The following is a 23,386-nucleotide window of genomic DNA, read 5'->3' as shown; positions in this document are numbered from 1 at the left end:
CCTTTAAGGAAAGCTTAAGGGGCTATAGAATAATAAAGTGTTAAGGAATGTTAATTTTTGAGCTGTGCTGCACACCAACGCTCAGTGAGGCGAACCGAGCACAAAGCATGTTGAGGCGATGCTAAATACAATGAAATAAATAGCACATAGGCCCGCAACACACCTGCAATAAAAACCAAATTAATTAAAAGCTCACAGACGTTTTATTTGCACTATCAATCATAGATTGAATGTACGCATCATGTGTTGGTAACGATGCTATTGGTTCCCGTTTAATCTTATATAACGACGCTAACATAGCTTGCGTTTTTTCATCAGAAAAGCTATTCGCTAACCCATGATAATCTTCAGGGACTAACCCTTGCCCATACATAACTTGTAGCCAAGAACTTTCTAAAAACAAGTCATTCTGCTCGCGCACTAAATTGCCATTTTGTTTAAACAGCGCCATTTTGTGGGTCAACGAATCGGGTAATGTTAAGTGGCGCATATCTCGCCAAAAATCACTGTCTTCGCGTTCATTTAAACAATAATGTAGTACCAGAAAATCTCGTATTTGCTCAAATTCTACTTTTGATTGTGCGTTGTATTCTTCAACAGCACTATCTGAGATACCTTGATGTGGGAAAAGTTTTATTAACCTTACGATGGCTGATTGTATCAGGTGAATACTGGTAGACTCCAAAGGCTCTAAGAACCCACTAGAGAGGCCTACCGCAACCACATTTTTATACCACTGCTGCCTACGACGACCAGTAGTAAATTTAATCAGTTTAGGATCGCCCAGTGGTTTGGTATCTAAGTTAGCCATTAGCGTGTCGTGGGCTTGGCTATCACTAATATAACGTGAACTATAAACATGACCATTGCCATTACGATGTTGCAATGGAATACGCCACTGCCAGCCCGCATCATGGGCGATAGAACGGGTGTAAGGTGCAGTATTTTCGTGGCGTTCAGAAGGTACTGCGATAGCCGAATCGCAGGGGAGTAAATGAGACCAATCATCATAACCCGCCCCCAGTGTTTCGTTAATCAACAACCCTCGAAAACCAGTGCAGTCTATAAATAAGTCGCCATCAATGGCGTGGCCATTTTCGAGATGCAATGCTTTTACATTGCCACTGAGTTTGTGCCTTGATACATGACTGATTTTACCTTCAACCCTTCTAACCCCCATTCCTTCACTGAGTTTACGAAGATATTGTGCATAGAGTGAAGCGTCAAAGTGGTAAGCAAAAGGAAGCTCTAAAACGGGATCTTTTGCATTAATGCGTGCAAATTTACCTGCCTCAGCCGCTAAGTAGTTAAGGTCATACTCCCATAAATCGTGTTCCAAACCCTGCTGACGCGCTTTTAACCAAAAGTGATGAAAGTGACAGAAGGCCATGCTTTTACCTGGCGCGCCGAACGTGTGGTAGTAGTGCTGCCCTTGTTGCTTCCAGTTTTCAAATCGAATTGCTAGCTTAATGGTAGCTTTGGTATCACGAAGAAAGGTTGCCTCGTCAATACCTAGCACTTGGTTAACTAAGCGGATGGGCGGAATGGTGGCCTCGCCTACTCCAACTGTGCCGATAGCTTCAGATTCTACGAGGGTAATATTCACAGCTTCGCCAATGACTTTTTTCAGTAACGCGGCCGCTAGCCACCCTGCCGTTCCGCCCCCAGCAACAACAACACGTTTCACTGGCGTATGCTTAGCTTCTTGGTGATCCATAGCTTGTTGATTCGCCTCTTTTTGATTTGCCACTGCCATATTCAACCCTTACTACTTACTTCACCACACTGTAGATGGTTTGCCTGTCTTTATACAATAAAAAACCACCTTTTGCTTCGCCGTCAAAATGCATATTCGAGCGCTGAAACAACAAGGTGGTTTGTATTTATCCTAATGTTGGCTTTCGCTCAACCATTAGAAGGTATAGTTAAAGCCTAACAAGTAGTTAGTGCCGTAAGACTGATATTGCGTGATTTGACGAGAATCTGCCTGTGACGCTTGAATATCATCTTCATCAGTTAAGTTTTGCGCTTGGAAAGTAACACGAAGCCCTTCCAGAGACTCAATACCAGACTCGCTAAAGTCATAACCGATTTGTGCATCAACCAATGTACCACCTTGCTTAGTTGCATCTACCAATGCCAAGCTAGTACCACGTTCTTCTGTTAGGTAGTCATCGCGCTTAGTTGCAGCAACACGGAACTCGAAACCATTGCTTTCATAGAAGAATGTCATACTGTATGACTCTTCAGACAATCCTGGAATACGGGTTTCTGTCTGCGTAGGTGCTGCATCCACTTCACCTTCCATGAAGGTAGCACTTGCGAACAAGCCAAAGCCTTCAAGTGAGTCGTGAAGTAATTCACCTGGTAATGAACCTTGAAGTTCATAACCGCGCACATAACCTTCAAAACCATCCAGGACACTGCCGACTGAACCTAGGAAAGTAGCTGGTGTTTGACCTTCTGAACCTACATGTAAATCAGGGATGTAAACATCAGAGAAATCAGTCAGTACGCTCGTATCGCGATGCCAGTTTTTAATATCTTTATAGAAAAATGAAGCCGCTACATAACCCGTATCCGAGAAGTAGTTTTCATAAGCGATATCTAACTGGTTAGCTTCAAGAGGTTTAAGTTCAGGGTTACCTGAGCTACCACTCCAAGGGCCGTTTTCAGGATCGGTACTGGTAATTTGGTTATCGTTGAATGCAAAAGACGCTTGCGTATTTGGACGCATATCGTCCATACGTGGTCTTGAAATGACTTTACCCAATGCGAAACGTACAAACTGACCTTCGGCTACTTCTGCAGAAAGGTTAAGTGTTGGTAGTACATCCGTGTAATCCGCGCCGCCAGAAACCGGTATCGCTACTGTCATGCCTTCAGCATCTGACGTAGTTGAGAACCCTGTAGATTGTTGGTCGGCATTAACCACTTGTACACCCACGTTACCGCGAATATAAACATCACCCACTTCCATTTCTAAATCAAATTTAGTGTAGAAAGTTAGTAGCTCTTCATCAACCGTGTAGCTATCTCCTAAACGATCGTTCTGAACAAGCTTTGCGTCTGTCGCTGTGTAATAACCACTTTGGTACAAACCAAGTGAATCATACGCAAGAATACCGTCTATACCGATGAAATCTAGAGGTACTACACCTAGTACATCTGGAATAGCCGCATCGCCAGGAAAGCTTGGTGCTGTTAAGTAAGCGCCGTTGTTTTCTTTGGTTTTGCTACGATCTGAGTATATAACGCCCGCAGACATGCCCGTCACTACACCCCATTCAACATAACCTTTGGCGTCAAAGCGATAGGTATCTAGATCTTCTTCGTAGTTTGGTTGGTTAACAAAACCATCTTGTGCGTTGGCACCAATAATGGGTGCCCCCCAAGCTTGTGGGCCAGCAAGACGAATTAGGCTTTCATCAGTTAGGTCAACAGGTGCAATGCTAGGGTGATCAGAATATACCGCACCGGTCGACGTCATTTCCCAACTACGAGCAGTAATAGGACGACCATCAATACCCGAACGGCCTACACCTGAATAACTTTCTACATCGATAATGTCTTTTTCAACTTTACCGGTAGAGTAATCGAACTCTAGCGTCCAGTTATCATTCAAAATGTATTCAGCGTTAACGCCCACTGTTGTTAAATCAGCTTCTTGGGTACGAGCATCATTACGAATAACTGAATAGAAGCCATCATAGTAGCCTGATGTCACTAACCCGTTTTCAACACCAGTAATGGTATATTCACTCGTACCCCACTCAGCACCGCCTTCTTCAAGACCACGGCGAACATCATCTTCAACAAAGTCGATGTAAAGGGCATCTACTTGCACATTCAATTTATCGGTAGGCGCCCATTCAACCACAGCTGCGATAGAGTCACGCTCTAACATTGCTGAACGTTGAAATGAATCTGTGCCGCCAAGTACGACGGTACCATCAGGTACATCTACAGTATCAGCACCGTCATAACGGCGAGGGTTCCATAGAGGGTTGCCGTTATCGTCGAATGTACCTTCAGCTGTTGTATTAACACCAGCATAACCCCAACCACGGAAGTGTTGTTCTTGACGAGGAGACTCCATGCTAGCGACAGTTAATGCTAAACCAATGGTATCGTCGGCAAATTGATCAACGTAGTTTACGGAAATACGATGGCCATTGTTGTCGAAGTCGGGGTTAGGAGAATCTTCAGCATTCTTTTCATACGAGCCATTGATAGCAAAAGTACTTTTTGCTGTTAATGGGCTAATTGTTTGAAGGTCAATCGAACCACCAATGTTTTGGGTAGTCATGCCAGCTTCTGCTGTTTTATAAACAACAATGCTAGAGATGATTTCAGTAGGGTAAAGGTCGAATTCAACACCACGGTTATCACCCATACCTAATAATTCACGACCGTTAAGTGATGTACCTACATAGTTTTCGTTGAAACCACGTACTGAAATACCACTTGTACGACCGTTTCTACGCTCACCGGCTAAACCAGGCAAACGTGAAATAGATTCTGCAATACTTGTATCCGGTAATTTACCGATGTCTTCTGCTGATAACGCTTCAACAATAGATGTATTATCCATCTTAATTGCTTGAGCGCGTTGTAAGCTGCCACGTATACCGCTAACTTGAATAACTTCAACGTTAGCTTCATCAGCTGCTTCTGAATTTGTTTCTTGTGCAAATGTAGGCGAACAACCAAAAGCTACGCCACCAGTGATCAGCGCAACCTTGATGAGATTTGGTTTAAATTGTTTCATAAAACAGGTGTCCCATTCAGTTATATTTGTTGTCTTTTTGTTATTTTTATGACAATCGAATGACAATGTATCCAGTCGCTGACAATCCTATAGAGCACATGGGCTTTGCACAATTGCTTGCATACGTATTCATAGAAAATACTCAACACACCATTAACATTAATCATCATGAAATTATTGAAATTTAACAACAAAATTACGCAAATTAACGCCAAAATGCCCTTTATGTTGTAATTTTGTTACCGTGAAAAATGGCAGAATTAAGGTGGTAAGCACAGTTAACACTGTGGAAAATGAATAGTATTCATTACGAATAAATATAGATTAATAATGACACCGCTAACTAATAGCAGGTACAAAAAAGCCCGCTAATTGAGCGGGCTTTACTTAAACACTTGCGTGCGCTTTGCTTACTACCAACCAGTAGTTTCGCGAAGTGCCTTGCCGATATCAGCAAGAGAGCGAACGGTTTTAACGCCCGCATCTTCTAATGCTTTGAATTTCTCGTCGGCTGTACCTTTACCGCCAGCGATGATTGCACCAGCGTGACCCATACGCTTACCTTCAGGTGCAGTTACACCCGCAATGTAAGAAACAACAGGCTTAGTTACGTTAGCTTTGATGAATTCAGCAGCTTCTTCTTCTGCTGTACCACCAATTTCACCAATCATAACGATAGCTTCTGTTTGAGGATCATCTTGGAACAACTGTAGGATGTCAATGAAGTTTGAACCAGGAATTGGATCACCACCGATACCAACACAGCTAGACTGGCCGAAACCTTCGTCAGTAGTTTGCTTAACCGCTTCGTACGTAAGTGTACCAGAGCGAGAAACAATACCTACTTTACCAGGCTTGTGGATGTGACCAGGCATGATACCAATCTTACACTCTCCAGGAGTAATAACACCTGGGCAGTTTGGTCCAATCATGCGAACGCCTTTTGCGTTTACGTATTCTTTAACGTAAAGCATATCAAGCGTTGGAATACCTTCAGTGATACAAACGATAAGCTCGATGCCAGCATCAGCAGCTTCAACGATTGAATCTTTACAGAACGCAGCTGGTACATAGATAACAGTTGCAGTTGCGCCTGTTGCTTCTACCGCTTCACGTACTGTATTGAATACTGGAAGACCTAGGTGCTCAGTGCCGCCTTTGCCTGGTGTAACACCACCAACCATTTGCGTACCGTAAGCAATCGCTTGCTCAGAGTGGAAAGTACCTTGACCACCAGTGAAACCTTGACAGATTACTTTGGTATCTTTGTTAATTAATACAGACATTATTTGCCCTCCGCTGCAGCAACAACTTTCTGTGCTGCATCAGTTAGCGACTCAGCAGCAATGATATCAAGACCAGAGTTCGCTAGAACTTCACGGCCAAGCTCTGCGTTTGTACCTTCAAGACGTACAACAACAGGAACACTAACGCCAACTTCTTTAACCGCGCCAATGATACCTTCAGCAATCATGTCACAACGAACGATACCGCCAAAGATGTTAACTAAAACAGCTGAAACGTTGTCGTCAGATAAGATGATTTTGAATGCTTCTGCAACACGCTCTTTAGTCGCACCGCCACCAACATCTAGGAAGTTAGCTGGCTTGCCACCGTGTAGGTTTACGATATCCATCGTACCCATTGCTAGGCCTGCACCGTTAACCATACAACCTACGTTACCGTCTAGCGCAACATAGTTAAGTTCAAACTCAGCAGCATGCGCTTCACGTGCATCTTCTTGAGTAGGATCTTGCATAGCTTTAACTTTAGGCTGGCGATATAACGCGTTGCCGTCGATAGCTAGCTTAGCGTCAAGACAGTGAAGATCACCATCTTCTTTAATTACAAGCGGGTTAATTTCAATCAAAGCAACATCAAGATCTTCAAACATCTTAGCTAGGCCAAGGAAAATCTTAGTGAATTGCTTAATTTGAACGCCAGAAAGACCAAGTTTAAACGCCATTTCGCGCGCTTGGTAAGGCTGAGCACCAACAATTGGGTCGATTTCAGCTTTAAGGATTTTTTCAGGCGTTTCTTCAGCAACAGTTTCAATCTCAACGCCACCTTCAGTAGAAGCCATAAACACAACACGACGGGTTGTGCGGTCAACTACTGCACCAAGGTACAATTCGTTAGCGATATCTGTGCAAGTTTCAACAAGGATTTTGCTCACAGGCTGACCATTTTCGTCAGTCTGGAAAGTCACCAAATTTTTGCCAAGCCAGTTTTCTGCGAAAGCTTTAATTGCGTCAGTATCTTTTACTAACTTAACGCCACCTGCTTTACCGCGACCACCTGCGTGGACCTGACATTTTACTACCCACTCACTACCGCCAATGCGGTTAGCGGCCTCTACAGCACTTTCAGGAGTGTCTGCTGCGTATCCTTCAGAAACAGGTAGACCGTATTCTTTGAATAGCTGCTTACCTTGGTATTCATGCAAATTCATGGTGTTTCTATCCGATTTTTAGTAAGACAAAAGCCGCTCGCGCGACTTGATTAATTAGACTGATATTATAGGGCGAATATCAGCGTTGTGGCAGTAACGCATCTTACCTCAATAAGAAACGCCACTGCACACAATAACAAGAGAGGAAAGCCTTACACGTCTAATAGAAGGCGTGTTGGATCTTCAAGCATCTCTTTGATTGTTACCAAGAAGCCTACTGACTCTTTACCATCAACAATACGATGGTCATAAGACAGGGCGAGGTACATCATTGGCAGAATTTCCACCTTACCGTTAACAGCCATTGGGCGATCTTGGATTTTATGCATACCCAAAATTGCGCTCTGTGGCGGGTTAATGATAGGCGTAGACATCAATGAACCAAACACACCACCGTTAGTGATAGTAAAGTTACCGCCTTGAAGGTCTGCCATCGACAATTTGCCATCACGGCCTTTAATTGCCAATTCTTTAATTCCTTTCTCAACACCGGCCATACCTAGTGTATCCGTATCTTTTAAAATAGGCGTAACTAGACCGCGAGGCGTTGATACCGCGATAGAGATATCGAAGTAGTTGTGATAAACAATGTCATCACCGTCAATTGATGCGTTCACATCTGGGAAACGTTTAAGGGCTTCAGTTACCGCTTTCACGTAGAAAGACATGAAACCTAAACGAATACCGTGACGTTTCTCAAAGCTCTCTTGATACTGCTTGCGAAGTTCCATAATTGGCTTCATGTTAACTTCGTTGAACGTAGTTAGCATAGCAGTAGAGTTTTTAGCTTCAAGTAAACGGGTTGCAATCGTTTTACGAAGACGTGTCATAGGAACACGTTTTTCAGTGCGATTACCCGTAGGTAATTCAGCTGTATCGGCTGTAGCAGATGGTGCTGAAGCCGCTGGTGCACTACCACCTTTAAGGTGTTTTTCTACGTCTTCTTTAGTAATACGGCCATTTTTGCCCGTACCTTTAACTTTCGCAGCATCTACACCTTTTTCTGCCAATAGACGGCGTACTGAAGGACTTAGTGCATCGCTGCTTTCATCTGAATCATCAGAAGATGCTTCAGACGACTCAGATGCAGCTGCACCTGATGACGCGCCTTCAACAAATTTAGCAATCACTTCTTCAGCTGTCACTGTTGCGCCTTCTTCGGCAACAATTTCAGATAGCGAGCCATCAGCTGGCGCGACGACTTCTAGAACAACTTTATCAGTTTCGATATCGACCAAGTTTTGGTCACGGCTTACCGCTTCGCCTACTGCAACATGCCACGTGGCGATGGTTGCATCAGCTACCGACTCAGGTAATACAGGCACTTTAACTTCTGACGTTTTACCGCTAGATGCAGGTGCTGCTTCTTTTTTAGATTCAGCTTTCGCTTCAGATTTAGCTGGCGCAGCGCCACCCTCTTCTAATTTAGCAATAACTTGTTCGCCTAGTACCGTTGCACCCTCTTCATTAAGAAGCTCACCGATAGTTCCGTCGGCTGGTGCTACAACTTCCAGCACAACTTTATCAGTTTCAATGTCAACCAGGTTCTGGTCACGCTTTACCGCGTCGCCGGCCTTTACGTGCCAAGTTGCAATGGTGGCATCGGCAACTGACTCTGGTAGGACCGGAACTTTTATCTCAATTGTCATCATTGTTCCTTATTTAATAGTGAGTGCGTCTTCAACCAGCGCTTTTTGCTGCTGATTGTGAACGGAAACATAACCTACTGCAGGTGAGGAGGATGCTTCACGACCTGCATATGTTAATTTGGCGCCATCTGGAATTGCTTGCCAGAAGTGGTGCTGACTGCAATACCAAGCTCCTTGGTTTTGCGGTTCTTCCTGACACCAAACCCAATCTGTAACGTGGCTGTATTGTGCCACAACTTTAGCGCATTCTTCTTGTGGGAATGGATAAAGTTGCTCCAATCTTACGATTGCAACGTCTGTTTGTTCATTTTTACGGCGCTGGTCAAGCAAATCGTAGTAAACTTTGCCTGAACACATCACCACACGCTTAACGTCTTTCGGATTAATATCGTCAATTTCGCTAATCACGTTGTGGAATTTGCCTTCCGCTAACTCTTCAAGAGAAGAGGTCGCTAACGGATGACGTAACAGAGATTTAGGCGACATAACGATAAGCGGTTTACGCATTGGGCGAACCACTTGACGACGAAGCATGTTAAATACTTGCGCTGGCGTTGAAGGTACACATACTTGCCAGTTGTGATCAGCACACATTTGCAAGAAGCGCTCAAGACGTGCCGAGCTATGCTCAGGACCTTGGCCTTCATAACCGTGCGGTAGCAGCATTGTTAGACCACATAAACGGCCCCACTTCGCTTCACCTGAACTTAAGAACTGGTCAAATACAACCTGTGCACCGTTCGCGAAGTCACCAAACTGGGCTTCCCAAATGGTTAAACACTCAGGTTCTGCCGTTGCGTAACCATATTCAAACGCCATCACTGCTTCTTCTGAAAGCACAGAGTCGTAAATTTCGATCTCGCCTTGGCCTTCACGAATATTTTGCAGTGGCATGAACGTCGAGCCATCAGCTTGGTTGTGTAATACCGCATGACGGTGGAAGAAAGTACCACGGCCAGAATCCTGACCTGTCATACGAATATCTTCACCCGCATCAACTAACGATGCGTATGCTAAGTTTTCTGCCATTCCCCAATCAAGTTTCTTTTCACCGTTAACCATAGCCTTGCGGTCTTGGTATAACTTGTTTACACGAGATTGAAGTTTATGCCCTTCAGGGAAACTTGTTAACGCTTCGCCAAGTTCTTGAAGTTTTTCAACACTAATAGCGCCGTCATAGGGAGTATCCCAATCATGACCTAGGTACGGAGACCAGTCTACACTGTGCTCTGTCATCGGACGCCATTCTTCAACTACACATGCACCATGATCAAGTGCAGCGCGGTATTCTTCTAAATAGCGGTCGGCATCACGCTGTTCAATAACCCCTTCAGCAATGAGCTGATCGGCATAAATAGCGCGAGGTACAGGGTGCTTCTTCACTTTTTGGTACATAAGGGGCTGAGTTGCATTTGGCTCATCAGCTTCGTTATGACCATGACGGCGATAACAGACTAAATCGATAACTACGTCACGCTTGAATTTATTACGATATTCAAGGGCAAGCTGAGTCACAAAAGCAACCGCTTCTGGATCGTCAGAGTTAACGTGGAATATAGGCGCCTGAACCATCTTAGCGATATCAGTACAATATTGCGTAGAACGGGTATCTTCAGTTTTTGACGTTGTGAAACCAACTTGGTTGTTCACCACAATACGTACTGTTCCGCCCACGGCGAAACCGCGAGTTTGTGACATATTGAAAGTTTCTTGCACTACGCCCTGCCCAGCAATCGCTGAGTCACCGTGAATGGTGATAGGAAGTACGGCATTGGTATCGTCGTTTCTACGTTCTAGACGCGCACGAACCGAACCCATTACTACCGGATTAACGATTTCAAGGTGAGACGGGTTAAACGCAAGCGCTAAGTGAACATTGCCACCTGGCGTAGCAAAATCTGATGAGAAACCAGCGTGGTATTTAACATCACCAGCACCTAATGAATCATCATGCTTACCTGCGAATTCGTCGAACAATACCGATGGGTTTTTACCCAACACGTTAACCAGTACGTTCAGACGACCACGGTGAGCCATACCAATAACCACTTCTTTAGTGCCGGCAGCACCTGCATTAGTGATTAGGTTTTTAAGCATTGGAACCAACGCATCACCACCTTCCAGTGAGAAACGTTTTGCACCCGGGAATTTAGACCCAAGGTATTTTTCCATGCCGTCAGCAGCCGTTAGCCCTTTAAGTAGGGTTAGTTTTTCATCTTTAGAAAACTCAGGCTTGGCTTGTACTGACTCAATTTTTTGCTGTAACCAGCGTTTTTGGTCTGTATCGGTAATGTGCATGTACTCAGCACCGATAGAGCCACAATATGTTCTATTAAGTGATTTAAACAACTCACCTAATGACATCGAATCTTTACCAATGGCAAAAGACCCTACGTTGAACACACTGTCAAAATCTTTATCAGAAAGGTTATGGTGAGAAAGTTCTAAATCACGAACGCGCTCTTGTTTCCATAATCCTAGCGGATCGAGGTTGGCATGCTGGTGACCTCGGAAGCGAAAGGCATTGATAAGCTGTAACACTTTAACTTGCCTGTCATCCGAGACCGGAGTGCCTTCAACTGGTGCGCTCGACATTCGTGCTGTCGGGCCTAGAGCAGCTAGCTTCCTAAACTGATCTTTAACACTAGTATGGTTGGTTTCAAGTTCAACGCCTTCGACCTTGGGTAGGCTATCAAAGATTTGACGCCAAGTATCGGAAACGCTCTGCGGGTCTTCCAAATACGATTCGTACAATTCTTCAACATAGGCAGCGTTGGCACCTGCCATATGCGAGGAATCCCACCACGCTTTCATCACGCTTTCTTGCATTTAATTTGCCTTGCTACGTTTTGTAAATTCTATTAACCATCGGTTTGTATTATAAGGTTATTCGTGACATAACCAAGCGTTATACCGATGAATACAAAAAAAAATAGCCATCACATCCGGATGGCTATTTAGAGCATTGCTTTCTGTCACTCAGGAGTAAACAGAATATAGTACTAAACAGCCCGTTGTAAAAGCATAGACTTGATGTGTCCAATTGCCTTTGTCGGGTTTAATCCTTTCGGACATACACTTACACAGTTCATGATACCGTGACAGCGGAATACGCTAAATGCGTCATCTAGGTCGTTCAAACGTTCATCGGTTGCAGTATCACGGCTATCGATAAGGAAACGATAAGCGTGAAGCAAGCCAGCAGGCCCGATAAATTTATCCGGGTTCCACCAGAACGATGGGCACGACGTAGAACAACATGCACATAGAATACATTCATACAGTCCATCAAGCTTAGCACGTTCTTCAGGAGACTGAAGGTGTTCTCTTGCAGGAGGCTGTTTATCATCGTTGATTAAGAATGGCTTAATCTTTTCATACTGAGTGTAAAACTGTGTCATATCAACCACAAGGTCGCGTACTACTGGCAGACCTGGAAGTGGACGAACAACAACTTTACCTTTACCTAATGCAGACAAAGGCGTAATACAGGCAAGACCATTCTTACCATTCATATTAACACCGTCTGAACCACACACACCTTCACGGCACGAGCGGCGGAAAGATAACGTTGGATCTTGCTCTTTAAGAGCAATTAGTGCATCCAACACCATCATGTCACGACCTTCCTCTACTTCTAGAGTGTAGTCTTGCATGCGTGGCTTGTCATCAACATCAGGGTTGTAACGATATATCGAAAATTGTAATTGCATGATCGTTGCCTCTCTTAATATGAACGCACTTTAGGCGGGAAAGCTTCCCGAAGCTTAGGCGCCATATTGACATCACGTTTAAGCATTTTTTCAGTATTCGGATCGTAAACGCTGTGGCATAACCAGTTCTCATCGTCACGGTCCGGGAAATCGAAGCGGCTGTGTGCGCCACGGCTTTCCGTTCTGAAGTTCGCTGCTACTGCTGTGCTGTACGCGGTTTCCATAAGGTTATCAAGCTCAAGACATTCAATACGCTGAGTATTGAAATCGGCACTCTTATCATCAAGGCGAGCATTCTGAAGACGTTCACGAATTTCACCAAGTTGCTTAAGGCCGTCTGCCATGGCTTCACCTTCACGGAATACTGAGAAGTTAAGCTGCATGCATTCTTGCATATCTTTTTTGATTTGAACCGGATCTTCGCCCTTACCTTTTTCTGAGTTTTCCCAGCGATTAAAGCGAGACATAGCCACTTCAAGGTCAGACTCTGATGCTTCGCGGAATGGCGATACGTCAGAAAGGGTTTTACCTAAGTGTAGACCAGTCGCACGACCAAATACTACAAGGTCGAGTAGTGAGTTACCGCCTAAGCGGTTAGCGCCGTGTACAGATACACAAGCAATTTCACCACAAGCGAATAAGCCATTTACCACTTTATCGTTACCGTCAGCATCTACCGTTAGACATTGACCATCGACAGTAGTGGGAATACCACCCATCATATAGTGACATGTTGGTATTACAGGAATCGGTTCTTTAACTGGATCAACGTGAGCAAACGTACGAGAAAGCTCAAGAATACCTGGTAAACGAGACTCAAGTACGTCTTTACCAAGGTGATCAAGTTTAAGTTTACAGTGAGGTCCCCAAGGGCCATCGAATCCGCGGCCTTCGCGAATTTCTGTCATCATTGAACGTGCTACAACGTCACGACCAGCAAGGTCTTTCGCGTTAGGCGCATAACGTTCCATGAAGCGTTCACCGTCTTTATTAAGTAGGTAACCACCTTCACCACGACAACCTTCCGTTACTAGCGTACCAGCTCCGGCGATACCCGTAGGGTGGAACTGCCACATTTCCATATCTTGTAGTGCAACACCAGCGCGAATTGCCATACCAACACCGTCACCGGTATTAATGTGTGCATTGGTAGTAGAAGCGAAAATACGCCCTGCTCCACCTGTCGCGAGTACTACCGCTTTAGACTTGAAGTAAACTACTTCGCCTGTTTCGATATCGATAGCAGTACAACCAACAACGTCACCGTCTTGGTTTTTAACTAGGTCGAGTGCATACCACTCAGAAAAGACCTTCGTTTTATTCTTTACGTTTTGCTGATAAAGCAAATGCAGCAAGGCGTGACCAGTACGGTCAGCAGCGGCTGCGGTTCGAGCTGCTTGCTCGCCACCAAAATTTCTTGATTGACCACCGAAAGGACGCTGGTAAACCTTACCATTCTCAAAGCGTGAGAAAGGTAACCCCATATTCTCCATCTCAATGATGGCTTCTGGGCCGGTTTTACACATATATTCAATAGCGTCTTGGTCACCAATGTAGTCCGACCCTTTTACAGTGTCGTACATGTGCCATTCCCAGTTATCTTCATGGGAATTACCTAGCGCAACAGTAATACCACCTTGCGCTGATACCGTATGTGAACGGGTAGGAAATACTTTAGACAGTAGTGCACATGATTTGCCAGATTCTGAAATCTGCAATGCTGCACGCATACCAGCGCCACCAGCACCAATAACTACTGCGTCAAACTCGTGAACGGGTAAACTCATCTTACACTCCCCACAATACAAACAGACCAACAGCGACGTAACCAAAAGCAATGATGTTTAGAACATACTGAATGATTGCACGCAAACCAGACGCCTTCACATAATCGGTAAGTACTTGCCATAAGCCAATACGAACGTGGATCATGATGGCGATAAGTGCTGCCAATGTGAACACTTTCATCGCTAGCCCAGAAAATAATCCGCGCCACTCAATGAAAGTAATATTTTCAGTGGATATAAAAAACCACGCCATGAATACCGTATAAGCAAAAATGATTGCAGCGGTAGTACGTAGTGACACGTAATCTTGAATACCATTACGCTTTAAGCTTGCTTGGTTTCCTAGCATAGTGCTACTCCCAATACTACTGTCAGCACAATCCAAAGAGCGATAGCTATTTTGGCGCTGAGGTTTCCTGACTCCAACTCTTCCCAGTGACCTAAATCCATAACAACATGTCTTAGGCCGCCTAAAATGTGGTAAGTCAGCGCTGATAAAGTGCCTATTGCGATCACTTTTCCAATGATACCGTCCATCATCGCTTGTACGTTCGCAAACCCTTCAGGCGAGGAAACAGAAACTGCCCATGCCCAAATAACAAAGAGTAATGCAAAAAACATTGCGACACCGGTAACACGGTGGAGAATTGACGAAATAGCGGCAGGCGGAAATTTAATAGTATTGAGTTCTAAATTTACTGGTCTTTGCTTTTTCACAATGTATGCCTGTTTAATCCGTAGGGATAATGAATTACTCGCCGTTATAATGTCCTGTGCGAGTTAATTCGTTTATTACCTGTTAATTACCTCATCCAATGAGTTGTTAACAATTTGTGAATTATTCTTTAATGCAATTTACAGAATAATTATTCTGTTTTAATGCACTGCTGAGTATATCCAGCACAGTATATAATTACAATTTTTTGTGCTGCAGTAAGACTTTAGTCTTTTTTGACAAATCTTCCTGATAAATACAAAGAAAAGTAGTCACAAATACTAACAACAAGCATGGAATGCTTAATAAACAAGGCTGTAAAGTGTATCAGCACTAAACCAGAATAACACTATTTTCACTAGTAAAATTAAGGTCTTTTAATGAAAACGAGCAATTCTCAATCGACAAAAGGTTAATATTTCAGCTAAGCTGTTAATAAATTTGGTAAACGGTGGTTTACCTTTTGCGAAAAGACATTGATAATTACCCCGAAACGGGTTTAGTGCGATTACCAAAATGTTAACGATATAGATTCCGGCTGAGTATTATAAATCTCAGTAATTCGGAATATTTATTGTGCATAAATGCAATTAAATTGACTTATTGGTACATAATAAAGTACAAATACGCCACTTTTCCCCAACGAAACGAGCATTTTCGCCCGTTTTCGCTGCAAACAGAACCATTCTGAGGAGAGCATTTTATGGCAGATCAGAAAGCCATTCTTAAAGCCGGCGGTAAGGAAATCGAGCTTCCTATCTTGTCTGGCACCGAAGGACAAGACGTAATCGACGTCCGTTCACTGGGTCAACACGGGTACTTCACCTACGACCCTGGTTTTATGGCGACAGGATCTTGCGAGTCAGCTATTACTTATATTGACGGCGCTGCTGGTGTTCTTTTACACCGTGGTTTCCCAATCGAAGAACTAGCGCGCGATGCAGACTACCTTGAAGTTTGTCATATGCTTCTACACGGTGATGCGCCGTCTAAAGAAGAATATGAAGAATTCAAATCAACGATTACACGCCACACCATGGTACATGAGCAAATTAACATGTTCTTCCATGGCTTCCGCAACGATGCCCACCCTATGGCAATGTTATGCGGTACTGTTGGTGGTATGTCATCTTTCTATCACAGCGACTTAGACGTTTCTAACGATGAAGAACGTAAACGTAGTGCACATCGCTTAATTGCGAAAATGCCTACATTGGTAGCCATGTGTTACAAATACAACATTGGCCAACCGTTCGTTTATCCACGTAACGATTTAAGTTATGCAGCTAACTTTTTGAACATGATGTTCTCAGTTCCTGCTGAAGAATTTGAGATTAGCCCTGCGGTTGAACGTGCAATGGATCGGATCTTTACGCTTCATGCTGACCACGAGCAAAACGCATCTACCTCTACTGTTCGTCTAGCTGGTTCATCTGGTGCTAACCCTTACGCATGTATTGCGGCTGGTGTTGCTTCACTTTGGGGCCCTGCCCACGGTGGTGCGAACGAAGCATGTCTAAATATGCTTGAAGAAATTGGTACTGTTGACCGCATTCCTGAGTTTATTGCACGTGCTAAAGATAAGGCAGACCCGTTCCGTCTTATGGGCTTTGGTCACCGTGTATATAAAAACCACGATCCACGTGCAACAGTAATGCGTGAAAGCTGTCACGAAGTACTAAGCGAACTTAATGTTAAAGATCCACTACTTGAAGTAGCTATGGAACTTGAAAAAATTGCATTGAGCGACCCGTACTTCGCAGAGAAGAAATTGTTCCCTAACGTAGATTTCTACTCGGGTATCGTACTTAAAGCTATTGGTATTCCTACCAACATGTTTACGTGTATCTTCGCATTGTCTCGTACAGTGGGTTGGATTTCACACTGGCATGAAATGATGAGCGATCCAAAACAAAAAATTGGTCGTCCTCGTCAGCTTTACACTGGTCACAACCAGCGTAAGTACACGCCTTTAAAATAAGCGTGAACAGGTAAATATTTGTTCATAAAATAGCGCCTTACGGCGCTATTTTTTTAGCTCTGTTTTAGTGAAATCACTGTTGTAAAACAAGTTTATTAAAATAACCGCAGAAGGATTATGTTACATGCCCTACTCTGTTGTGTTACTTGGCGTGGCTGGGCTCATCCCATTTTTAGCTATGCCAATAGCCTATTCTCTTAATCTTTTGTCATTAACCCAAAGCGCTATTTACTTTATGCAGTACTCAGCGGTTTTGCTGTCATTTTTTGGTGGTATTCATTGGTGGGATTCCATCAGTAATCAGCGCTATGGCAAACAAATGTATATCGCCATGCTACCCAGCATTATCGGTTGGCTTTGTCTAGTGTTTAGCCACGACCCGAAAACCTTAGGGGTATTATCGCTTAGCTACGTTGCCATTTTAGTTTACGATAAATTCACGCTTAGCCTTCCTAAAGGCCAAATTGTGAGTTACATCAGTTTACGTATAGCCCTTACCTCAGTTGTGGTGATTAGCCATGCATGGATGATTTACCTCATTACCTAATTGCCTAATTGCCTAATTGCCTAATTGCCATGGTAGATATACACCGCATGTTGTCAGGACAGCATCGTAAGTAGTTGCTAAGGCTGCACGTGGTAACTAATGGCTAAAACGGCACTTGCCAGTAAGACACAAAAAAGCGCAGTCATTATTAATGATGACCGCGCTTTATTTTTGTTCTAATTTTCATGTTCCGGTTTTTATCTTTTCATACTTACTCAGTTTTTTAGAAAGTCAGCAGTAAAAATAGTAAAGAAGCGGAATATTATTCGTCACGTATTACCGAAAGCAACTCAGCCGTTTTCTCTTCCATTAAAGCAATATCACCACGACTTTCTACGTTTAAGCGAATAACAGGTTCGGTGTTCGATTTACGCAAATTGAAGCGCCATGTATCAAATTCCAATCCAAGGCCGTCGGTAGTATCGATAACTGTCGCAAGTGGCTTATATTTAGATGTCGCGCGCTCAAGTGCAGCATCGGCGTCTTTAAGCTTGCTGTTAATCTCACCCGACGATGGAAACGCTTCAATGCGCGCTTTAACCATGCTGGCCAATGATTGCTTTTTAACACACACGAGTTCGGCAATTAATAGCCAAGGTATCATGCCTGAGTCACAGTAAGCGAAATCTCTGAAATAGTGGTGCGCACTCATTTCACCGCCATAAACAGCATCTTCTTTACGCATACGCTCCTTTATAAACGCATGCCCTGTTTTCGACTTAATGGGTGTACCGCCAGCATTCGCCACGATGTCTTCGGTATTCCAAAATACCCGTGGATCATAAATAATTTTGCTGTCTTGGTTTTTCTCAATGAACGCTGCGGCAAGCAAACCAACAATGTAATAGCCTTCAATGAAGTTGCCATCGGCATCGAACAAGAAACAACGATCGAAGTCACCATCCCATGCCACACCAAAGTCCGCGTTATGTTTTATAACAGCATCGGCAGTGTCTGCTCGGTTTTCAGGTAACAAAGGATTAGGAATACCATGAGGGAACGTGCCATCTGCTTCGTGGTGTACTTTAATAAAGCTAATGGGAACTTGTCTGCTTGCTAACTCGGCTTCAATAGCATCTAGCGCAGGACCTGCAGCACCATTGCCCGCATTTACCACTATTTTAAGTGGCGTAAACGAATCAAGGTTAACGTAAGACAACATGTGATCTACGTAAGCTGACATACAGCTGTCTTCTACATAGCTTCCTGTGTCTGTTAAATGTGAAACCTTAATGTGTGCATGACCATTATAAAAGGCGTCAGCATCGATGGCTTCGCCTTGGGTGTAATAGGCAAGGCGCTGTGATACAGCTTCATCGCTTAACTGTTCAGCACGTGTTTTAATCGCATTTAAGCCAGTGTCGCCACTAATGGGCACAGAGTCAGCTTTTACCAACTTCATGCCATTGTAATTAATGGGGTTGTGACTAGCGGTCACTTCTATTCCGCCATCAACACCTAAGTGTTTAGTCGCGAAGTATATTTCTTCCGTTCCTGCCATACCAATATCGGTAACGTTCGCGCCAGCATCAATTAGCCCTGCGCTCAAGGCAAGTTTTAAGGGGGTGGACGTTAAACGAACATCGCTGCCTACCACTACCGTTTTCGCATTCAACTCTTCAGCAAAGGCGTAACCAATGCGGTAAGCCGTTGCTTCATCAAGTTGGCTGTTAAGCTCACCGCGTATGTCATATGCTTTAAAGCACGTAATTGGTTTAGTCATGTATTAGAGTCTCTGTTCCCTGTTAAAGCTATTATTGGTCACTTGTGTGACAAGAAGAAGTGTTACAAGAAAAGTAACCAATATCATTCTAAAGTAGATGGTATAAAACCCCTCACCTTCGCGCAATGTGCTTTTGAAATTACTCAGCAATTAAACTGACTTTATTGCTTCTCTGTTGTGTGGCGCCATTAAATCTTGCTTTGGGCCAACGGGAATAACTTGGGTAGGGTTAATCATGGTGTGACTATAATAATAATGACGTTTGATATGGTCAAAATTCACTGTACTCGCCACACCAGGATATTGATACAACTCTTTCATGTAGCCAAACAAGTTGGGGTAATCCGCTATTTGGCGAATATTGCATTTGAAGTGGCCATGGTACACCGCATCAAAGCGAATTAAAGTGGTGAATAAGCGCCAATCTGCTTCGGTAATTTGATGGCCAACTAAATAGCGCTGAGTAGACAATCGCGTTTCTAACGTATCTAACGCTTCAAATAACGTGTTTACAGCATCTTCATAAGCGCTTTGAGTGGTAGCAAAACCCGCCTTATACACCCCATTATTAATAGCGTGATACACCATTTTATTAATAGCGTCTATTTCTTCACGCAGTGGTACAGGGTAAAAGTCTTGTTCGTCACCGGTAAGGGCATTGAAGTCGCTATTAAAAATACGAATAATATCTGCCGATTCATTATTCACTATGGATTGGGTTTGCTTATCCCACAAAACCGGAACCGTTACCCGGGTGGTAACATCATGCTTTGCTTTGGTGTAAAGCTGGTGCAGGTAGTCAAAGTGGTAAAGCTTATCGCCAGTGCTACCTGGATAATCTGAAAAACTCCAACCGTCCCCCAGCATATCGGGGTTTACCACTGAAACATCAATGTGTTCAGTGAGCCCTTTAAGTTGCCTTAAAATTAGCGCACGATGGGCCCACGGACATGCATACGCGACATAAAGGTGATATCGACCAGATTCAGGCGGGTGCTGCGCACCGGCTTCACCGCCTATTGCACCTCTAAACTTAGACGCTTGACGTTCAAATTTACCGCCATTCTCACTCGTGTCATACCATTTATCTTGCCATATTCCGTCTACAAGCAATCCCATTTAGTTCTCCAAGCATTCATTTTAAAACGTGATATTCAAACATGTATAGCTTTGAACGTAATGCCTGTATTTTTGGATTTAACTTCCTAGTTTTTAGAACGAATAGATAGAGCAAATCTACGTAGCGTCCATTTTATCGATGATGGCTTTGGCAATGGGCATGGCGCTAGTAGCTGCAGGAGAAGGCGCATTGCCAACGTGTAATACCCTGTCAGTTGATAAGAATTCAAAGTCGCCCATCATTTTTCCGGTTTTAGACACCGCTTGCGCCCTTATCCCAGGCCGGTAGTAGTGCAAATCCTCTTCATTAATTGACGGGCAATATTTTTGTACCAAACTTGCGTAATAAGACTTGCTTACGCTACTTTTGATTTCAGATATTACACTGGATTTAAATTGCCAGAGCAGCCGCCACAACCCTTGGTATGATAAGGTTCTGAAAATTTCGCTGTAGGATGGAAGGGTATCATAGGCTTCTCGACCAGGTGCTAATACCGCATTTGGCCCTACCGTCGTATAACCGCCTATCATTTTTGTTAAATGAACACCTAGAAATGGCATATCTGGGTTGGGTACAGGATATATCAATCTTTCGCTTACGTTATCGTACTTAGAAGATAAGCGATAATATTCCCCTTTGAACGGCACGATTTTAAAATCTGGGGTTATTCCTTGCTTTCTAATTAAGTCATCTGCATACACTCCCGCACAGCAAATAACCCTATCAGCTTCTATGCGTCGTTTTACATCATTTACTTCGGTTAACAGCGATACACATTCGTCATGTTCGTCGATGGCATGGACCCGTGTATTGAATTGCGCAGTCACGGTTGAATTTTCGGTTGCAACCGCCATTAGCGATTTCGTGATAGCCGTGTAATCGGTAATGCCTGTTGAATTAACGAAGATTGCTTCTTTACCCGTAATATTAGGTTCCATCGAGTGAAGCCTAGATTGGGTAACGCGTTCGGGACTTAAATCGTTTATTTCGCAGTTATTGAAAAGGTTATCAAGCTTTTGCACCTCATCAATGTTCGTCGCCACTATAAGCTTACCGCATTGCTCAAACGGTAAATGATGGTCTCTACACCACGCAATAGTATCTTCTAAACCTTGCCTACAATACTGTGACTTTAACGAACCAGGCGGGTAATACACCCCAGCGTGGATCACTCCCGAGTTTCTGCCGGTTTGATGAAATGCAGCTACAGGCTCTTTTTCAATTAAGTGAACCTTGTGCTGTGGATAGCGCTTTTGATACTCATAAAGTACAGCCGCACCCACTATTCCAGCACCTACAATGGCAATATCATACCGTTTTGACATGTCTTACTTATTGTTTAAAGAAGATCCCTTGCAATATTACGCTTTTTTGCGATCATGCGCTCCTTAACTAAACGCATTTAATTTTTGTTTAAACTGTTGGGTTTATTCGCCGCCTCCAAGTGTTGGCTGAGCCGTGTTCGCAGAACATTGTCAGCAGAGTATCGTTGACGCAGCGGTTTTAACAAAGCGGCTATTGGCATAGCAAGAACTGGAATACATAGTGAGTATATTGGAAGATCAAAGGTTTGGCGGCATCGTTCGCCTATACGGCGCAGAAGCCGCAGAAAAACTTGCAATGAGCCATGTGTGCGTTGTGGGTATTGGTGGTGTTGGAAGCTGGAGTGCAGAAGCACTTGCGCGCTCTGGCATTGGTAAAATCACCCTGATTGATTTAGATGACGTATGTGTAACTAACACCAACCGACAAATTCATGCCATGGCCGATACTATAGGCGCCGCAAAGGTTGACGCTATTGCTGAGCGTATTAAACGTATCAACCCGAATTGCGAAATCGTATGTATTGAAGATTTCGTCACGCCTGAAAACACGGCAGAGCTGTTAACCCAAGATATGCATGCCGTGATTGACGCAACTGACAGCATTAGAGCGAAAGCTGCCATGGTAGCTCATTGTAAACGGGCTAAAATACCCATTGTGACTGTTGGTGGTGCCGGCGGACAGATTGACCCTACCCAAGTCACTCGGGGCGATTTATCGAAAACCACCCAAGATCCTCTTGCGGCTAAATTGCGCAGTGAATTAAGACGCCATTATAATTTCAGCAAAAATCCTAAACGCCGCTTTGGGGTTGAATGTATCTATTCAACTGAACAGTTGCGCTATCCCCAACCAGACGGCAGCGTTTGTTATAACAAATCGGCGATGGAAGGCGGTACTCGGCTAGATTGTGCTGGCGGTTTTGGCGCGGTGGTAACAGTAACGGCCACCTTTGGTATGTTCGCATCAGCCAGTGTAATCAATCGCTTAACCGGTCATAAATAGACAAACGAGAATAACTACCGCACAATGTTACAAGCTGGGTTATAAGCTGGGTTATCAGCAGGTTTAAAAATGACGATAGCTAACATCACACTATCGCGTAAAGGTTAAAAGAGAAGGATAATAAAATGTCACCCATAGAGCTCGAAAAATTAATGAAGGACTGCGCAGAAGATGCGGTTGCTACAGCCCAAGAAGAGTTCAGTTTAACCTTAGATTATTCTGCTGAAAGTATTTCACTTGTAGATGATATTTTACTTAGTTTTTTAGACAAATATCATGACAGCGCGCTAGAAGATGAGGCAGTTTTCACCATTTGTAATATCTTTGGAGCCTATGTAGGAGAAACGTTCCAGCGTTTTGTAGGTGGAACCTGGCTTTATGACCAATCAAATCCCAAAGCGCCTTATGTGTTATTAGTGGTAGGTGAAAACTCTTATGCCTTCGCTGGTATTTGCTACGAGCGACTCGTGAACGACAGCCAAGTTAGTGTTAAAGCTTATTTCGACCAATCTGTAAGTAATCACCGCCAGTAATCGGTCTGTATTGCACTTCTTCGTGTGAGGCTTTTATTTCTTGCCTCACGCGCTAGCTATTTGCGAT

At 43.8% G+C, this 23,386-nt stretch carries 18 protein-coding genes; 5 read left to right on the top strand and 13 right to left on the bottom strand.

All coding sequences use genetic code 11. The features are described from left to right. Positions 1-184: 184 nt before the first annotated feature. Together R1T43_RS10290 and R1T43_RS10285 are read right to left on the bottom strand one after the other, a co-directional pair. The gene (locus R1T43_RS10290; protein ID WP_317355774.1) at positions 185-1,717 is read right to left on the bottom strand and encodes a tryptophan halogenase family protein; all 1,533 of its coding nucleotides are present in this window, start codon (positions 1,715-1,717) and stop codon (positions 185-187) included. A 195-nt stretch (positions 1,718-1,912) separates the two neighbouring features. Next, the gene (locus tag R1T43_RS10285) at positions 1,913-4,771 is read right to left on the bottom strand and encodes a TonB-dependent receptor (RefSeq protein WP_317348594.1); all 2,859 of its coding nucleotides are present in this window, start codon (positions 4,769-4,771) and stop codon (positions 1,913-1,915) included. Between the two features lie 59 nt (positions 4,772-4,830). On the opposite strand from R1T43_RS10285, the gene R1T43_RS10280 reads away from it, so the two are divergent. Then, positions 4,831-4,959 (top strand): hypothetical protein, encoded by a 129-nt coding sequence (locus R1T43_RS10280; protein WP_317348592.1) that lies wholly within the window; start codon positions 4,831-4,833, stop codon positions 4,957-4,959. A 225-nt stretch (positions 4,960-5,184) separates the two neighbouring features. Here R1T43_RS10280 and sucD read toward each other — a convergent pair whose 3' ends face one another. From sucD to sdhC, 8 genes are all read right to left on the bottom strand, one after another. After that, a complete protein-coding gene (gene sucD / locus R1T43_RS10275; protein ID WP_032094181.1) occupies positions 5,185-6,057 on the bottom strand; it encodes a succinate--CoA ligase subunit alpha in 873 nt (290 codons plus the stop codon). Next, complete coding sequence (sucC, locus tag R1T43_RS10270; RefSeq protein WP_159530111.1) at positions 6,057-7,223, bottom strand: ADP-forming succinate--CoA ligase subunit beta; 1,167 nt, start codon at positions 7,221-7,223, stop codon at positions 6,057-6,059. The genes sucD and sucC overlap by 1 nt, the downstream gene beginning before the upstream one ends. Positions 7,224-7,375: 152 nt before the next feature. After that, on the bottom strand, positions 7,376-8,872 hold the full coding sequence (odhB, locus tag R1T43_RS10265; RefSeq protein ID WP_317348588.1) for a 2-oxoglutarate dehydrogenase complex dihydrolipoyllysine-residue succinyltransferase: 1,497 nt from the start codon (positions 8,870-8,872) through the stop codon (positions 7,376-7,378). Between the two features lie 9 nt (positions 8,873-8,881). Further along, entirely contained in the window at positions 8,882-11,701 is a 2,820-nt protein-coding gene (sucA, locus tag R1T43_RS10260) for a 2-oxoglutarate dehydrogenase E1 component (RefSeq protein ID WP_317348586.1), read from the bottom strand. Positions 11,702-11,874: 173 nt separating this feature from the next. Beyond that, on the bottom strand, positions 11,875-12,585 hold the full coding sequence (locus R1T43_RS10255) for a succinate dehydrogenase iron-sulfur subunit (protein ID WP_317348584.1): 711 nt from the start codon (positions 12,583-12,585) through the stop codon (positions 11,875-11,877). Between the two features lie 14 nt (positions 12,586-12,599). Beyond that, positions 12,600-14,372, bottom strand: a complete 1,773-nt coding sequence (gene sdhA / locus R1T43_RS10250; RefSeq protein ID WP_013783981.1) for a succinate dehydrogenase flavoprotein subunit — start codon at positions 14,370-14,372, stop codon at positions 12,600-12,602. A gap of 1 nt (position 14,373) precedes the next feature. Next, the gene (gene sdhD, locus R1T43_RS10245; RefSeq protein WP_211070960.1) at positions 14,374-14,721 is read right to left on the bottom strand and encodes a succinate dehydrogenase, hydrophobic membrane anchor protein; all 348 of its coding nucleotides are present in this window, start codon (positions 14,719-14,721) and stop codon (positions 14,374-14,376) included. Then, positions 14,715-15,089, bottom strand: a complete 375-nt coding sequence (gene sdhC, locus R1T43_RS10240) for a succinate dehydrogenase, cytochrome b556 subunit (protein WP_013783979.1) — start codon at positions 15,087-15,089, stop codon at positions 14,715-14,717. The genes sdhD and sdhC overlap by 7 nt, the downstream gene beginning before the upstream one ends. Positions 15,090-15,790: 701 nt before the next feature. On the opposite strand from sdhC, the gene R1T43_RS10235 reads away from it, so the two are divergent. Beyond that, positions 15,791-17,068 carry a citrate synthase gene (locus tag R1T43_RS10235; protein ID WP_057791619.1) on the top strand — a complete coding sequence of 426 codons (1,278 nt, stop codon included), beginning with the start codon at positions 15,791-15,793 and terminating at the stop codon, positions 17,066-17,068. 124 nt (positions 17,069-17,192) lie between these two features. Then, on the top strand, positions 17,193-17,615 hold the full coding sequence (locus R1T43_RS10230) for a DUF3429 domain-containing protein (RefSeq protein WP_057791617.1): 423 nt from the start codon (positions 17,193-17,195) through the stop codon (positions 17,613-17,615). A gap of 262 nt (positions 17,616-17,877) precedes the next feature. Here R1T43_RS10230 and R1T43_RS10225 read toward each other — a convergent pair whose 3' ends face one another. The 3 genes from R1T43_RS10225 to lhgO form a co-directional block, all read right to left on the bottom strand. Continuing rightward, positions 17,878-19,338: a phosphomannomutase CpsG gene (locus R1T43_RS10225; protein ID WP_211070961.1), complete on the bottom strand. Its 1,461-nt coding sequence runs from the start codon at positions 19,336-19,338 to the stop codon at positions 17,878-17,880. 150 nt (positions 19,339-19,488) lie between these two features. Further along, entirely contained in the window at positions 19,489-20,457 is a 969-nt protein-coding gene (locus R1T43_RS10220; RefSeq protein WP_211070962.1) for a glutathione S-transferase family protein, read from the bottom strand. Positions 20,458-20,574: 117 nt separating this feature from the next. Next, positions 20,575-21,783 (bottom strand): L-2-hydroxyglutarate oxidase, encoded by a 1,209-nt coding sequence (lhgO, locus tag R1T43_RS10215; protein ID WP_317348577.1) that lies wholly within the window; start codon positions 21,781-21,783, stop codon positions 20,575-20,577. A 220-nt stretch (positions 21,784-22,003) separates the two neighbouring features. On the opposite strand from lhgO, the gene tcdA reads away from it, so the two are divergent. Together tcdA and R1T43_RS10205 are read left to right on the top strand one after the other, a co-directional pair. Continuing rightward, entirely contained in the window at positions 22,004-22,786 is a 783-nt protein-coding gene (gene tcdA, locus R1T43_RS10210; RefSeq protein ID WP_410548969.1) for a tRNA cyclic N6-threonylcarbamoyladenosine(37) synthase TcdA, read from the top strand. 125 nt (positions 22,787-22,911) lie between these two features. Beyond that, the gene (locus R1T43_RS10205) at positions 22,912-23,319 is read left to right on the top strand and encodes a hypothetical protein (protein ID WP_057791609.1); all 408 of its coding nucleotides are present in this window, start codon (positions 22,912-22,914) and stop codon (positions 23,317-23,319) included. Positions 23,320-23,386 lie beyond the last annotated feature (67 nt).

Source organism: Alteromonas sp. CI.11.F.A3 (assembly GCF_032925565.1).
In the GTDB taxonomy this organism is placed as follows: domain Bacteria; phylum Pseudomonadota; class Gammaproteobacteria; order Enterobacterales; family Alteromonadaceae; genus Alteromonas.
Note: the sequence above shows the minus strand (reverse complement) of the source record. Positions and strands in the feature narration are given on the sequence as shown.

Coding starts and splice junctions, on each gene's coding strand:
- R1T43_RS10225 (WP_211070961.1), bottom strand. CDS start 19,338: ATGACTAAACCAATTACGTGCTTTAAAGCATATGACATACGCGGTGAG.
- sdhA (WP_013783981.1), bottom strand. CDS start 14,372: ATGAGTTTACCCGTTCACGAGTTTGACGCAGTAGTTATTGGTGCTGGT.
- R1T43_RS10285 (WP_317348594.1), bottom strand. CDS start 4,771: ATGAAACAATTTAAACCAAATCTCATCAAGGTTGCGCTGATCACTGGT.
- R1T43_RS10205 (WP_057791609.1), top strand. CDS start 22,912: ATGTCACCCATAGAGCTCGAAAAATTAATGAAGGACTGCGCAGAAGAT.
- R1T43_RS10255 (WP_317348584.1), bottom strand. CDS start 12,585: ATGCAATTACAATTTTCGATATATCGTTACAACCCTGATGTTGATGAC.
- R1T43_RS10220 (WP_211070962.1), bottom strand. CDS start 20,457: ATGGGATTGCTTGTAGACGGAATATGGCAAGATAAATGGTATGACACG.
- R1T43_RS10290 (WP_317355774.1), bottom strand. CDS start 1,717: ATGGATCACCAAGAAGCTAAGCATACGCCAGTGAAACGTGTTGTTGTT.
- sucC (WP_159530111.1), bottom strand. CDS start 7,223: ATGAATTTGCATGAATACCAAGGTAAGCAGCTATTCAAAGAATACGGT.
- odhB (WP_317348588.1), bottom strand. CDS start 8,872: ATGACAATTGAGATAAAAGTTCCGGTCCTACCAGAGTCAGTTGCCGAT.
- lhgO (WP_317348577.1), bottom strand. CDS start 21,783: ATGTCAAAACGGTATGATATTGCCATTGTAGGTGCTGGAATAGTGGGT.
- sucA (WP_317348586.1), bottom strand. CDS start 11,701: ATGCAAGAAAGCGTGATGAAAGCGTGGTGGGATTCCTCGCATATGGCA.
- sucD (WP_032094181.1), bottom strand. CDS start 6,057: ATGTCTGTATTAATTAACAAAGATACCAAAGTAATCTGTCAAGGTTTC.
- R1T43_RS10230 (WP_057791617.1), top strand. CDS start 17,193: ATGCCCTACTCTGTTGTGTTACTTGGCGTGGCTGGGCTCATCCCATTT.
- sdhD (WP_211070960.1), bottom strand. CDS start 14,721: ATGCTAGGAAACCAAGCAAGCTTAAAGCGTAATGGTATTCAAGATTAC.
- R1T43_RS10235 (WP_057791619.1), top strand. CDS start 15,791: ATGGCAGATCAGAAAGCCATTCTTAAAGCCGGCGGTAAGGAAATCGAG.
- R1T43_RS10280 (WP_317348592.1), top strand. CDS start 4,831: ATGACAATGTATCCAGTCGCTGACAATCCTATAGAGCACATGGGCTTT.